Origin of the sequence: Sphingomonas melonis DAPP-PG 224, assembly GCF_000379045.1 — a bacterium.
Taxonomy (GTDB): Bacteria; Pseudomonadota; Alphaproteobacteria; order Sphingomonadales; family Sphingomonadaceae; genus Sphingomonas; species Sphingomonas aquatilis.
Window position 1 is genome coordinate 2,682,256 of sequence record NZ_KB900605.1, and the last position, 11,743, is coordinate 2,693,998.

At 65.6% G+C, this 11,743-nt stretch carries 14 protein-coding genes; 12 read left to right on the plus strand and 2 right to left on the minus strand.

All coding sequences use genetic code 11. The features are described 5' to 3' along the window. The 8 genes from SPHME3_RS0112965 (at nucleotide 1) to SPHME3_RS0113000 (ending at nucleotide 6,454) form a co-directional block, all read left to right on the plus strand. On the plus strand, nucleotides 1-357 hold the full coding sequence (locus SPHME3_RS0112965) for a GPW/gp25 family protein (RefSeq protein ID WP_330981718.1): 357 nt from the start codon (nucleotides 1-3) through the stop codon (nucleotides 355-357). An 11-nt stretch (nucleotides 358-368) separates the two neighbouring features. After that, nucleotides 369-1,532 (plus strand): phage tail sheath subtilisin-like domain-containing protein, encoded by a 1,164-nt coding sequence (locus SPHME3_RS0112970; RefSeq protein WP_018250791.1) that lies wholly within the window; start codon nucleotides 369-371, stop codon nucleotides 1,530-1,532. Between the two features lie 35 nt (nucleotides 1,533-1,567). Next, entirely contained in the window at nucleotides 1,568-2,080 is a 513-nt protein-coding gene (locus tag SPHME3_RS0112975; protein ID WP_018250792.1) for a phage major tail tube protein, read from the plus strand. A gap of 71 nt (nucleotides 2,081-2,151) precedes the next feature. Then, entirely contained in the window at nucleotides 2,152-2,484 is a 333-nt protein-coding gene (locus SPHME3_RS0112980; RefSeq protein ID WP_018250793.1) for a phage tail assembly protein, read from the plus strand. A gap of 8 nt (nucleotides 2,485-2,492) precedes the next feature. Further along, nucleotides 2,493-2,609, plus strand: a complete 117-nt coding sequence (locus SPHME3_RS0112985; RefSeq protein ID WP_018250794.1) for a GpE family phage tail protein — start codon at nucleotides 2,493-2,495, stop codon at nucleotides 2,607-2,609. A 4-nt stretch (nucleotides 2,610-2,613) separates the two neighbouring features. Beyond that, nucleotides 2,614-5,037, plus strand: a complete 2,424-nt coding sequence (locus tag SPHME3_RS0112990) for a phage tail tape measure protein (protein WP_018250795.1) — start codon at nucleotides 2,614-2,616, stop codon at nucleotides 5,035-5,037. Further along, nucleotides 5,037-5,426, plus strand: coding sequence for a phage tail protein (locus SPHME3_RS0112995; RefSeq protein WP_018250796.1), 390 nt, complete (start codon nucleotides 5,037-5,039; stop codon nucleotides 5,424-5,426). The genes SPHME3_RS0112990 and SPHME3_RS0112995 overlap by 1 nt, the downstream gene beginning before the upstream one ends. Continuing rightward, nucleotides 5,423-6,454 carry a contractile injection system protein, VgrG/Pvc8 family gene (locus tag SPHME3_RS0113000; RefSeq protein WP_018250797.1) on the plus strand — a complete coding sequence of 344 codons (1,032 nt, stop codon included), beginning with the start codon at nucleotides 5,423-5,425 and terminating at the stop codon, nucleotides 6,452-6,454. The genes SPHME3_RS0112995 and SPHME3_RS0113000 overlap by 4 nt, the downstream gene beginning before the upstream one ends. A 6-nt stretch (nucleotides 6,455-6,460) precedes the next feature. Here the strand turns inward: SPHME3_RS0113000 and SPHME3_RS21075 are convergent, their stop codons facing one another. Next, nucleotides 6,461-6,976, minus strand: a complete 516-nt coding sequence (locus SPHME3_RS21075; protein WP_156021364.1) for a hypothetical protein — start codon at nucleotides 6,974-6,976, stop codon at nucleotides 6,461-6,463. 17 nt (nucleotides 6,977-6,993) lie between these two features. Continuing rightward, entirely contained in the window at nucleotides 6,994-7,656 is a 663-nt protein-coding gene (locus SPHME3_RS20720; RefSeq protein WP_018250798.1) for an XRE family transcriptional regulator, read from the minus strand. 84 nt (nucleotides 7,657-7,740) lie between these two features. On the opposite strand from SPHME3_RS20720, the gene SPHME3_RS20090 reads away from it, so the two are divergent. The 4 genes from SPHME3_RS20090 to SPHME3_RS0113025 all read left to right on the plus strand — a co-directional run bounded on the left by SPHME3_RS20090 (nucleotide 7,741) and on the right by SPHME3_RS0113025 (nucleotide 11,740). Continuing rightward, the gene (locus SPHME3_RS20090; RefSeq protein WP_018250799.1) at nucleotides 7,741-8,061 is read left to right on the plus strand and encodes a transcriptional regulator; all 321 of its coding nucleotides are present in this window, start codon (nucleotides 7,741-7,743) and stop codon (nucleotides 8,059-8,061) included. Next, nucleotides 8,058-8,558, plus strand: a complete 501-nt coding sequence (locus tag SPHME3_RS20095; protein WP_156021366.1) for a hypothetical protein — start codon at nucleotides 8,058-8,060, stop codon at nucleotides 8,556-8,558. The genes SPHME3_RS20090 and SPHME3_RS20095 overlap by 4 nt, the downstream gene beginning before the upstream one ends. 13 nt (nucleotides 8,559-8,571) lie before the next feature. Continuing rightward, complete coding sequence (locus SPHME3_RS20100; RefSeq protein ID WP_018250801.1) at nucleotides 8,572-8,901, plus strand: ogr/Delta-like zinc finger family protein; 330 nt, start codon at nucleotides 8,572-8,574, stop codon at nucleotides 8,899-8,901. 106 nt (nucleotides 8,902-9,007) lie between these two features. Continuing rightward, nucleotides 9,008-11,740 (plus strand): toprim domain-containing protein, encoded by a 2,733-nt coding sequence (locus SPHME3_RS0113025; RefSeq protein ID WP_018250802.1) that lies wholly within the window; start codon nucleotides 9,008-9,010, stop codon nucleotides 11,738-11,740. Nucleotides 11,741-11,743 lie beyond the last annotated feature (3 nt).

Consider the following 11,743-nt stretch of genomic DNA (forward strand, 5'->3'; position numbering starts at 1 on the left):
ATGGACCGCTCCTCCGGAAAACCCTGCGAGGGCGCCGATCACCTCCGCCAGTCGATCGGCGACATCCTCGGCACGCCCGTCGGTACACGCGTCGGGCGCCGCGACTATGGGTCGCGCATCCCCGAGCTGCTCGATCAGCCGCTCAACGATGCCACCCGCATCCGAGTGTTCGCCGCAGCAGCGCTAGCGCTTTACCGACAGGAACGCCGGGCAAGGATAGCGCGGGTTGCTCTCGAAAGCGGCGAGGCGCCCGGCACCGCCCGCCTGATCGTCACAGGCCGCCGCACCGATACCGCCGGCCCGGCCGCAAGCTTCAGCGTCTCCACCCCTGTCACCGCGCGTCGCGCGCTCGTCTGAAAGGATTGCCTATGTTCCACGGTATCAAGGTGACTGAGGTCGCCAGCTCCAAGCGGACGATCGCGACTGTCGCGACGGCTGTCATCGGCCTCGTCGCGACCGCCCCCGCGGCGGATGCTGCGGTGTTCCCGCTCAACACGCCCGTTAAGGTGACGGTCCTCGCCGACGCCATCGCCGCAGCTGGCGCGACTGGCACCCTCAAGAGTGCGCTGCAGGCCATCGCCGCCCAGGTGCGCGCTCCCGTCGTCGTCGTCCGCGTCGCGCCCGGCGCCGACGCAGCGGCAACCGAGGCGGCAGTAATCGGCACCGACGTCGATGGTGTGAAGACGGGCATGCAGGCGCTGCTCGCGGCCGAAGGGCAGATCGGCATGCGACCCCGCATCATCGGCGCGCCCGGTCTTGATACGGAAGACGTCGCGACCGCCCTCGCCACCGTCGCCAAGCGGCTGCGCGCCATGGCCTATGCCGCCGCGATCGGCGCTGATCGCATTGCCGTCGCGGCCTACCGCGAAGGCTTCACCCAGCGCGAGCTGATGCTGATCTGGCCCGATCTTACCATGCCGCTGGGCGCGAACGGCGCCGACGTCGCCAGCTTCGCCGTGGCGCACGCGCTCGGCCTGCGCGCCGCGATCGATCAGACGCAGGGGTGGCACAAGACCCTGTCCAACGTGCCGCTGGCGGGCGTCGACGGCATAACCAAGGACGTCGGCTTCGACATCTCCGATCCGGATTGCGACGCCGCCATCCTCAGCGCCGCTCAGGTGGCGACGATCGTCCGCATCAACGGCGAGCTGCGCTTCTGGGGCAACCGCACCTGCGCGGACCCGGCGAGCGACTTCACGTTCGAATCGGCAACGCGCACCGCGCAGATCCTCGGCGACAGCATCGTCGCCGGTCTCGTTTGGGCGGCCGACAAGCCCCTCACTCCCGGCCTCGCCAAGGCGATCGTAGAAGAGATTAACGAGAAATTCCGCGCCCTCGCCCGCGCCGGCATCATCCTCGGGGCGCGGGCGGAATTCGCTGCCGACAAGAACCCCGTCGCCAGCCTGAAGGCCGGGCAGCTCGTCATCAGCTACCGCTACACGCCCGTTCCCCCGTTGGAGGGCCTCGGGCTGGAGCAGGAGATCAGCGACGAATTCCTCGCCGACTTCGCCACTCTCGTCGCCAACGGCTGACCGCCGCCAGCCCCCTCACACCGAAGGAACACGTCATGGGGATGCCCCGCAAGCTCAAGGACCTGATGCTCTTCAACGCCGGCCTCGCCTACATCGGCGCGGTCGAGAGCTTCACCCTGCCCAAATTGACCCGCAAACTCGAAGACTGGCGGGGCGGCGGCATGGATCGCCCCATCAAGGTCGATCTCGGTGCCGAGCCGCTGGAAGCCGAATGGACGCTCGGCGGCCCCATGCGCGACGTCCTCGCGCAGTACGGCGTCACCAGCGCGACCGGCGTCGGCCTGCGCTTCGCCTGCGCCTATCAGCAGGACGATACCGGCGCGGTCGATTCCGTCGAGGTCGAAATCCGCGGCCGGCACGAAGAAATCGACATGGGCGAGCAGAAGATCGGCGAGGCCGGCGAATTCAAGGTCAAGACCGCCATCGCCTACTACAAGCTCGTCTGGAACGGCGTGACCCTCATCGAGATCGACGTCCTCGCCGGCACGCTGATCGTCGATGGCGTCGATCGCCGCGCCGAGATCCGCGCCGCCATCGGCCTTTACTGACGTCCCCTGCCCTACCGCCGTCGGGATCGACCCGCCGGCGCCCCCCAGGCATCAAACCGAAAGCGCCCACCATGACCGCCACTGTCGCTGCCGCGCTCGCCAGCACTGCTATCGTGCGCACCGTCACACTCGACGTCCCTCTCACGCGCGGAGAAGCCGAGCCGATCACCACCGTACAGATCCGCACGCCTAACGCCGGCGAGCTGCGCGGCGTCACGCTGATGGCGCTGTCGCAGCTCGATTACGGCGCGCTTGAAACCGTTCTCCCGCGTATCACCATGCCGATCCTGCACAAGGCCGACATCGCGCGTCTGGCACCGTCCGACTTTATGCAGCTTGGCGGCGAGGTCATGGATTTTTTGCTGCCGAAAGCCGCGAAGGAGGCGGTCTCCCCAACGACGTAGAGGAGGCGATGGCGGACCTCGCGACCGTCTTCGGATGGATGCCGTCCGCCATGAACCCGATGAGCCTGTCCGAGCTGATGGGCTGGCGAAGCAAGGCGGCGAAACGCCACCACCCGGAAAGCTGACGACATGGCCGATCGTAACCTGCGCATCCGCATGCTGCTCGAAGCGGGCGACCGCGTCACCCGCCCCCTTCGCGACATGGCGGCAGGATCTACGCGAACCGCTCAGGCGCTGAAGGCCACGCGTGACCGCCTCAAGGAGATCGAGCGTGCGCAGGCCGACCTTGCCGGCTTCCGCCAGCTCAAGGCGGGTATGCAGTCGTCTAGCGCCGCGATGCGCGCCGCCCAGGCGAGGGCCACCGCGCTGGGGCGTGAGATCGGCCAAACCGCCTCGCCCACGCGGGCCATGACGCGCGAATTCGCCAAGGCGAAGGCAGAGGCGGAACGGCTGACGCGCCAGCATCAACAGGAATCGATCCAGCTGCGCGATATGCGCGAGCGTCTGCGCGCTGCCGGCATCGCCACGAGCGACCTCGCCCGCCACGAACGCGAACTGCGCACCCAGGCAGCCGGCGCGAACCGCGAGATCGAGGAACAAAGCCGCCGCGTCCGAGAGCTGGCGGATCGCGAACGCCGCGCCTCGGCCGCGCGCGAGCGGTTCGCACGCGTGCAGGGCATGGCAGCGAACATGGCCGCGAGTGGCGCCGCAGCGATCGGAACAGGCGTTGCCATGGGATCGGGAATCTGGGCCGGCGTGAAAGCGGCGCAGGAATACGAATCGACCATGACGACGATCGCGCAGAAGGCGGATATGCCGCGCGTGAAGGCGGTGCAGCTCGGGAAGGAACTGCTCGGCGCCGCTAAGGCCGCCAATCAGCTTCCCGATGCCCTGCAGGAGGGCGTCGACACCCTCGCGGGGTTCGGCCTCGGTACGGATAAGGCGGTCGCCATGATGCGGCCGATCGGCCGCGCCGCGACCGCCTACAAGGCGGAGATTGCGGACCTGTCAGCCGCAGCGTTTGCCGCCAACGACAATCTTAAGGTCCCGGTCGAACAGACCGCGCGAGTGATCGACGTCATGGCGAGGGCAGGCAAGGATGGCGCCTTCGAGATCAAGGACATGGCTGGCGCATTTCCGGCCCTCACAGCCGGCTACCAGGCGCTCGGACAGACGGGCATTGGCGCGGTCGCCGACCTGTCGGCCGCGCTGCAGATCGCGCGCAAGGGCGCGGGTGACAGCGCCACCGCGGCGACCAACGTTTCGAACATCATCCAGAAGATCGCCTCACCCGCGACGATCAAGGCTTTCTCCAAATTCGGCATCGACCTGCCCAAAGCGCTGAAGAAGGCCTATGCCGAGGGTAAGACGCCGCTGGAGGCCATCGCCGAATTGACGAGCAAGGCAACCAATGGGGATCTCGGCAAGATCGGCTTCTTGTTCGAGGACGCACAGGTGCAGCAAGGCCTGCGCCCCCTCATCCAGAACATGGAAGAATATCGCCGCATTCGGGCGAGCGCGGCCGGTGCGAGCGGCACGACCGATCGCGACTTCGCCGAGCGCATGAAGGATTCGGCCGAGCAGTCGAAGCAGCTGGCTATCAATGCCAAAGCGCTGGGCATCACCCTTGGCAGCATGCTCCTGCCCACCGTCAACGCCGTGACCGTTCGGGCGACGGCATTTGCCGAGTCAATCGGCCGCGCGGCGCAGCGACATCCTGTGCTCGCGAAATATGCGGCTATCGGCGCGGCAGGACTTGCCGCGCTTTTTGTCGTATTCGGCGCCGGCGCCATTGCACTCGCCGGCATCATGGGGCCGATCGCGATCGTGAACGCTGGTCTGGTTGCCATGGGCGTCGCAGGCGGCGTGGCGTCGATCGGCCTCGCGCCCATCATCGGCGTGGTGCTCGCCATCGCTGGCGCCGTCGCACTGTTCTTCGCAGCGTGGAACCACTGGGGAGAGATCACGGCTGCATGGTTCGCCTTCTGGGGCGGCATCCGCAACAGCTTCATCGCGGCCGGCAACTGGCTGTCGACCACCGGCGTCGCGATGCTCAAGAGCGCCGGCATGATGATCCTGCGCGGGCTGCTCGGCGGACTTGATCCCAACATCGTGTTCGCGCGCATCCGCGGCATCGCGCAGGGTGCGATCCGCATCTTCAAGAGCGTCATGGGTATCCATTCCCCCTCGCGCGTGTTTGCGAGTCTAGGGGGCTACCTCATGGATGGCCTGTCGAACGGGATCGCGGATGGCGAACGGCAGCCGGTCGCCCGCCTCCATGGCCTCTCGCGCCGCATGACGTCAGCGATAGCAGCCGGCACGCTCGTCGCAGGCGTCGCCGCACCGGCGGGCGCGGCGGGCGCGCGCGCTGGTGGGAGGGGGGAGGCGCAGGCATCGCGATCCGCCGCCCCGACCCCGATCACGATCCACGTCCATGGTGCGCCTGGTCAGAACGAACAGACGCTCGCGCAGGCTGTCGCGCGCGAGGTGGCGAAGGCCATGGCGGGACAATCAAGCAACCGCGGCTCCTACGCTGATCGGGACGATTTCTGATGCTGCTCTCGATCGGCATGTTCATCTTCGCCATCCCGACGCTCGCACATGACGAGGTGCAGCGACGCGCGTCTTGGAAGCACGCCACGTCGCCGCGGATCGGCGCGCGCGATGCGACCCAATACGTCGGCCCTGGCGAAGAGACGATCGCAATCAGTGGGACCGCCTTTGCCGAATTGAGCGACGGCATCGCCTCACTCGACGAGCTGCGCACCATGGCGGCAAGCGGCGATGCATGGCCGTTGGTCGACGGCACCGGCCGCGTCTACGGCGCCTTCGTCATTCAGACCATCGACGAAGGCTACAAGCACCTGCTGGCCGACGGCACGCCGCTGCGAATCGACTTCACCCTCAATCTGCTGCGCGTCGATGACGAGGTGCGCGCATGAACAACATCCCCGACTTCCGTCTGACCATGGGCGGCACCGACCTGCGCGGCACCCTGTTCGACGAGGCCCTGCAGCTGCTCGACATCACCGACAAGGTCCGCCCCCGCCTCATCTCGATCGGCCTGTCGGAAAAGCGCGGTGGGGAGGCCGATCAGCTCGACATCGTCCTCGACGATACGGACGGCGCGCTCGATCTGCCCGTCACCGGCGCGACGCTGCAATTGCAGATCGGGTGGAAGGCAGGCAGCGACGTTACGGTCGGCCTGGTCGACAAGGGCCGGTTCATCGTCGACGAGGTCAGCCACGCCGGGCCGCCAGACGCGATCACGATCAAGGCCCGTGCCGCAGATTTCGCCGGCGACGGCAAGACGCGCCGCGAGAGGACGTATCACGACACAACACTCGGCGCGATCGTCGCCCAGATCGCCGGTCGCCTGCACGTCAAACCCCGCTGCGCCTCCGCGCTCGCATCGATCCCCATCGCGACCGCCGCTCAGAGCCGCGAAAGCGACCTCGCCTTCATCCGCCGGATCGGCCGCGAACACGACGCTGTGGCCAAGGTGGCAAGCGGCGCGCTGATCCTCTCGCCGATCGGCGCCGGCACGACTGCAAGCGGCAAGGCACTACCCGCTCTGACCATCCGCCGGCGGCAGGGCGATGCTCACCAATTCACGCGTCAGAAACGCGATGACGTCCCCGGCGTGGCCGCGACGTGGCACGATCGTAACGCCGGCAAGCGGCAGACGTTCGTCGCCGGCAAGGTTGATGGCGCGAAGAAGCTCGCGCGGGTGTATCCCACTGAAGAAGCCGCCCAACACGCCGCCAATGCCGCCCAGGCAAAGGCCGGTCGTGAACCCGTGTCGCTGTCACTGACGCTGCTCGGCCGTCCCGATATTGCGCCCGAGCAGAAAGCGACTGTCATCGGCTACAAAACGGCGATCGATGCGATCGGCTGGATAGTGAGCGAGGTGCAACACAGCATCGGCGACGTTGGGTTCACTACGAAACTGAGCCTTGAAGCAGCGTAGCGCGCTTTACGACCCGATGGCCATTTTCGCCAAAGCAGCTTCGTATTGCTTAGCCTCCAGCGGCAGCAGAACATGATCTAGCCGAACAAGGACCGGCCCCTTGGTATATTGATATTGCGTTAGAGAGGGTATGCCACTCGACACCCGTTCAACGTATTCACGTCTACGCTGTGCACCGATTGCAGTTGGAAACACCTCAATCGTGTTTTCGCCTTGTTCGTCACCTTCGATCTTAGACTTTTGATGGCGATTGTCGTAGAAGAATATCTTGCTAGTGTACTGGCCCGGTCGTCCGAGCAGGTGGTTGTCGTCGGACTTCTCGGTGACTGTGACTACGTTGACCACCGGCAAGCCCGCAGTTTTAAATGCATCGGCCACATCGTTAGCCGTCACAATCCTAACCTTAGGTTGTCGAGCAGCCACACCGGCGTTCCCATCTTCTACGGTCTGCCGTTGGCATCCCGCAGCAAGGGTGAATGCCACCACTGCCACGGGGCGAATGATGCGCGCGAGCCTGTGCAATTTAACTCTCCCCTGCCTCACATCCGGCGCCCAATGAAGACCACTCGGCCGACGATCCTGATGTCGCTCGGCATGACCTCATCTTGTGGAACAGTCGCATTGTCTGACAGGATCGCGATCCGACCGGATGGACGGACGCGAAGTCGCTTAATCATGGCTGCGTCGCCCATAGTGAGCGCCCAAAGCACGTCCTGCTGCCGAAAGTCAGTCTGCGACTTATCGATCAGAACGATGTCGCCATCGATCAGAGTCGGCATCATGGAGTCGCCACGACCACGGGCGAACACCAACATGGACGGCGGAGCGTCGGTGAGCGCCGCCAGCCATGCCCGTGGGAAATGCCGTGGGGTCACCTCAATCGGAACCTGATCGGTGTAGGTTTCGCCCAGGCCGAACGTCAGGTCGATTTCGTCAATTGCGACGAGGTCGAGCTGATCGGCTATCACGTCATCCGTGGGCAGTAGCATGGCCCCTTCGTGGGGATCATCCACTTGACCGACCAGATAGGCGGGCGTCGTCTCCAAAACCTGCGCGATCTTGCCGATGTTCGGGGTGCTGCGCGACGAACCGTTTACAAGCTTGCCGATTGCCTGCTGCGAAATACCCACCCGTCGTGCCAGCTCCGCTTGGCTAAGGCCTAGGTGCCGCATCTGCGCGGCCAAGCGCTCCATCACGATCATTCCGAACACCTACAACTAAAGTTTATTTCGGATACGGAAATGTAGATGTTGACACAGCAACAACTCGGGTTGTAGCTGGTTGTCATGAACACGCGGACCACCCCATTCGAAGCGCTGAAGGCATCAGTCGAGGCGATCGGCTCGCAGTCTGCCTACGCGCGCCTCTGTGGCGTTTCACAGACGGCCGTCTGGAAATGGCTCCAGAGCGGCAAGCGACTGCCCGCCGAGCATGTCATCACGATCGAAGCCGAAAGCGGTGTGTCGCGTCATTTGCTGCGTCCCGACATCTATCCGGTTGACGTCCTCCATCAGGGCGTCCGGACCGATGACTCGGAAGTAGCGGCGTCACCTTTTGCCGACCAATTCGATCTGCCCGCCGTAATGAAGCGGAGCGCGGGCCAGTGACCCAGCTCCGCGCGCCTCTCACCTTTCCCGCCGCCATGACTCGTGTCGCAGGTGTCCTCGGCTGGCCGACCTGCGCGCAGATGGCACGACGCACGACCCGCGCCGTGCGATACTGGTCGCAGGACGACGCGGCCGCGACACCAACCATTGCCCAGGCGCTCGCCTACGACGCCGCTTATCAGGCGGCAGGCGGCGAGGGTACTCCGTTCGGCGACGCCTACGCCTTCCTCCTTCAAGCCGCGCGCGAACCACAGGACGCGTGCCGCCGTGCGCTTGTCGAGGCGATTGCGGAGGTCGCCACGGAGAGCGGCGAGGCCATCGCTGCCACGATCGCGATCACCCATTCGAATGCCTCGCCGCTGTCGACGCTCCGCGCGTCCGCCGAGGTCGGGCAGCTCATTGCCGCGGGACAGCGGCTGTTGAAGCGGCTCACGCCATTCCTTCCGGCCGGCTCGGGGTCGATCGCGGGGAATACCGGGGGCCATCATGGCAAATAAGAAACTCGTCCGCATGCCCGGCATTCAATGCCCGCATTGCACGTCCAAAAGCATCGTCCGCACCAGCGTACAGGTCACCGATCTTGTTCGTGACCTGCACATGGCCTGCGACAATATCGACTGTGGCCACACCTTTGTTGCGCAGCTTTCGATCATCCGCACCATCCGACCCGCGGCGAAGCCGAATCCGGCCGTGCGCCTACCGTTCGGTGAGTGGCGCGGCGCACCCGCAAAACCCGCGAACGACGATAGCCCGCCACTCGAAGCCCCGTGCTCGCCTGCCAACGACGACGGCGACATCGCCGCGACGATCGGCGCGACACTCGCCCCGCCCATGACCTGATCCCCGCGGCGTCCGCGCCGCGCACTGCCCCTGCTCCGCATGATGCCCGCCGAAAGCCCCCGCTTCCGGCAACGCCACCCGCTTGCCTCGAAAGATCGCCCCGCCCGTGCAACCCGATATTCTCCGTGAGGTCCTCGCCAAATTGAAGTCGGATTACGGCTTCAAGGAGAAGGGCCGCTATCTGCAGGAGGGGAAGTGCCCCGCCTGCCAGAAGCGCGAGCTGTTCACCTGGGCGGACAAGCCCTTCGTCCTGCGCTGTGGCCGCGAGAACCGCTGTGGCGAGACGTTCCCGGTCAAGCCGCTCTATCCCGAGATCTTCGACGACTGGTCGAAGCGCCACGTCCAGACGCCAGCCAATCCGCACGCTGCTGCCGATGCTTATCTGCAGCACGCACGCGGCTTCGACCTCATGGGCCTGCGCGGCTGCTACACGCAGGAGGTCTATCACGACCGCGACCGCAACATCAGTTCGGCGACCGTGCGCTTCCCACTGCCTGGCGCGCCCAACACCTATTGGGAACGGCTGATCGATCAGCCCGCGCGGTTCGGTAAGAAGAAGGCCGTCTTCGCCTGGGGATGCAAATACACCGGCCTGTGGTGGGCGATGCCGGCGCACACCATGGCGGCGCTCGCCGCAGCCGAAGAGGTCTGGATCGCGGAGGGCATCTTCGACGCCATCGCGCTCAATCAGTCCAGCGCCTTCCGCGATCGTGGCGCGATCGCCGTCAGCACCCTGTCGTGCAACAACTATCCGGCCACCGCGCTCGACGAGCTGCGCAAGGCCGCTGCCGATGCCAACCGCTCCGCGCCGCGCCTCGTCTTCGCCTATGACGTCGGCGCGGCCGGCGTCCGTTACACCCGTGAATTCGTCAAGAAGGCACGCGAGGCAGGATTCGAATGCGGCGCCGCGCAGGTCCGGCCCGATGGCGAGGGTGACAAGCACGACTGGAACGACCTGCATCAGGCGCACCAGCTCGGCGCCGAGGATCTCGCCGGCTACCTGTGGAATGGCGACGTCACAATCGCCGCCAGCGCCACCGAAAAGGCGATGCTGATCTACCGGAAGGAGCATTACGCCTCCTTCCCCCTCACCTTCGCCGGCAAGCAGCTATGGGCGAGCTTCTCCGTCGAGCGGATCAACCAGATCCAGCAGATGTGGAACGACAGCAACGACCCCGAATTCGACCACATCAAGGACATGTCGCCGCAGGAGCGGCTGGACCTGGCTGCGGAACAGGCCGTCGACATTGACGAAGTCGCAAACTGCGTCTTCCGCACCCTCTATTTTCAGCGCGACCCGAACATCGAAGAGGGCGCCTATTTCCTCCGTATCGATTTCCCGAAGGGCCGCCACACCGTCAAGGCGACCTTCTCCGGGTCCGCCTGCAGCACGAACGGCGAGTTCAAGAAGCGCCTCGCCTCGATCGCGGCTGGCGCGCAGTGGACCGGGTCACAATTCCAGATCGACCGCCTGATGCAGCTCCAATGGGGCGCGCTGCGCATGGTCGAGGCGATCCAGCACACCGGCTATTCCAAGGAACACGGCGCGTGGATCTTCGGCGACATCGCCGTACACCGCGGCCGGGTCCACGAGCCGAACGAGGACGAATATTTCGTCCTGGGAAAGCAGTCGGTCAAGCTGCGCACTACCGACCGGCTGCTGCGCATCACCTACGAACCGGACCGGCTCAACCTCGCCTGGGTGCCGCCGCTCGTCACCGCCTACGGGGTGAAGGGCATCGTCGCCCTCGCCTTCTGGACGCTGTCGCTCTTCGCCGATCACATCCGCGCCGAACAGGATAGCCTCGCCTTCCTCGAAATGACGGGCCTGCCCGGCACCGGCAAGACGACACTGCTCGAATTCCTGTGGAAGCTGCTCGGCCGCTCCAATTACGAGGGGTTCGATCCGACCAAGGCGACCAACGCCGGTATCGCCCGCACATTGGGGTCAGTCGGCAACCTCCCCGTCGTGCTGATCGAGGCCGATCGCGGACAGGATACCCCCCACGGCCGCAAGTTCGAATGGGACGAGCTGAAGACCGCCTACAACGGTCGCGCCGTCCGTACCCGCGCCATCGCCAACGGCGGCATGGAGACGTTCGAACCGCCATTCCGCGGCGCGATCGTCGTCGCCCAGAACGACACGGTCGAAGCGTCGCCGGCGCTGCGCGAGCGCATCATGGCGATCCACTTCGACAAGAGCCTGTTCAGCGTCGCCGGCAAGACGGCGGGCGAGCAGCTCGCGCGGATCGACGTCGGGGACGTGTCGGGCTTCATCGTCCACGTCGTCCGGCGCGAGGACGACATTCTCGCCACCTACCGCGAGGCGTTCAAGCACCACGAAGCCCGGATGCTCGCCAACAAGGCGATCCGCAACGGGCGACTCGCCAAGAACCACGCCCAGCTAGCCGCGATGCTCGACGCCATGCGGATCGTCGTGCGCAACCTCACCGACGATCAGGTCGGCCGCGCGCACGACTTCATCACCACCATGCTCGAAGAGCGCCAGCGCGCGGTGGAAACCGATCACCCGCACGTCGAGTGGTTCTGGGAGCGGTTCGACTATCTCAATCACCCGGCCACCGCCCAGGCCGGCGCCATCGACCACAGCCGCGTCCCCGACGTCCACGCGATCAGCTTGGTCGATTTCGAGAAGCGCTGCGCCGACGCCGGCCTGCGCCTGCCCTGTTCCACCAACGAGCTGAAACGCCTGCTCAAGACCAGCAAGCGACGCAAGTTCGTCGACGTGAAGGCCACCAACAGCCGCCTCACCGAAAAGACGGTGAATTGCTGGGTCTTCCGCAACCCCGACCACCAACCCGCCGCCCCCGCCCGCTGAAAG

Excerpts from the sequence above, each read along its gene's own strand:
- SPHME3_RS0112965 (WP_330981718.1), top strand. The coding sequence starts at position 1 with ATGGACCGCTCCTCCGGAAAACCCTGCGAGGGCGCCGATCACCTCCGC.
- SPHME3_RS0112970 (WP_018250791.1), top strand. The coding sequence starts at position 369 with ATGTTCCACGGTATCAAGGTGACTGAGGTCGCCAGCTCCAAGCGGACG.
- SPHME3_RS0112975 (WP_018250792.1), top strand. The coding sequence starts at position 1,568 with ATGGGGATGCCCCGCAAGCTCAAGGACCTGATGCTCTTCAACGCCGGC.
- SPHME3_RS0112980 (WP_018250793.1), top strand. The coding sequence starts at position 2,152 with ATGACCGCCACTGTCGCTGCCGCGCTCGCCAGCACTGCTATCGTGCGC.
- SPHME3_RS0112985 (WP_018250794.1), top strand. The coding sequence starts at position 2,493 with ATGGCGGACCTCGCGACCGTCTTCGGATGGATGCCGTCCGCCATGAAC.
- SPHME3_RS0112990 (WP_018250795.1), top strand. The coding sequence starts at position 2,614 with ATGGCCGATCGTAACCTGCGCATCCGCATGCTGCTCGAAGCGGGCGAC.
- SPHME3_RS0112995 (WP_018250796.1), top strand. The coding sequence starts at position 5,037 with ATGCTGCTCTCGATCGGCATGTTCATCTTCGCCATCCCGACGCTCGCA.
- SPHME3_RS0113000 (WP_018250797.1), top strand. The coding sequence starts at position 5,423 with ATGAACAACATCCCCGACTTCCGTCTGACCATGGGCGGCACCGACCTG.
- SPHME3_RS20720 (WP_018250798.1), bottom strand. The coding sequence starts at position 7,656 with ATGATCGTGATGGAGCGCTTGGCCGCGCAGATGCGGCACCTAGGCCTT.
- SPHME3_RS20090 (WP_018250799.1), top strand. The coding sequence starts at position 7,741 with ATGAACACGCGGACCACCCCATTCGAAGCGCTGAAGGCATCAGTCGAG.
- SPHME3_RS20100 (WP_018250801.1), top strand. The coding sequence starts at position 8,572 with ATGCCCGGCATTCAATGCCCGCATTGCACGTCCAAAAGCATCGTCCGC.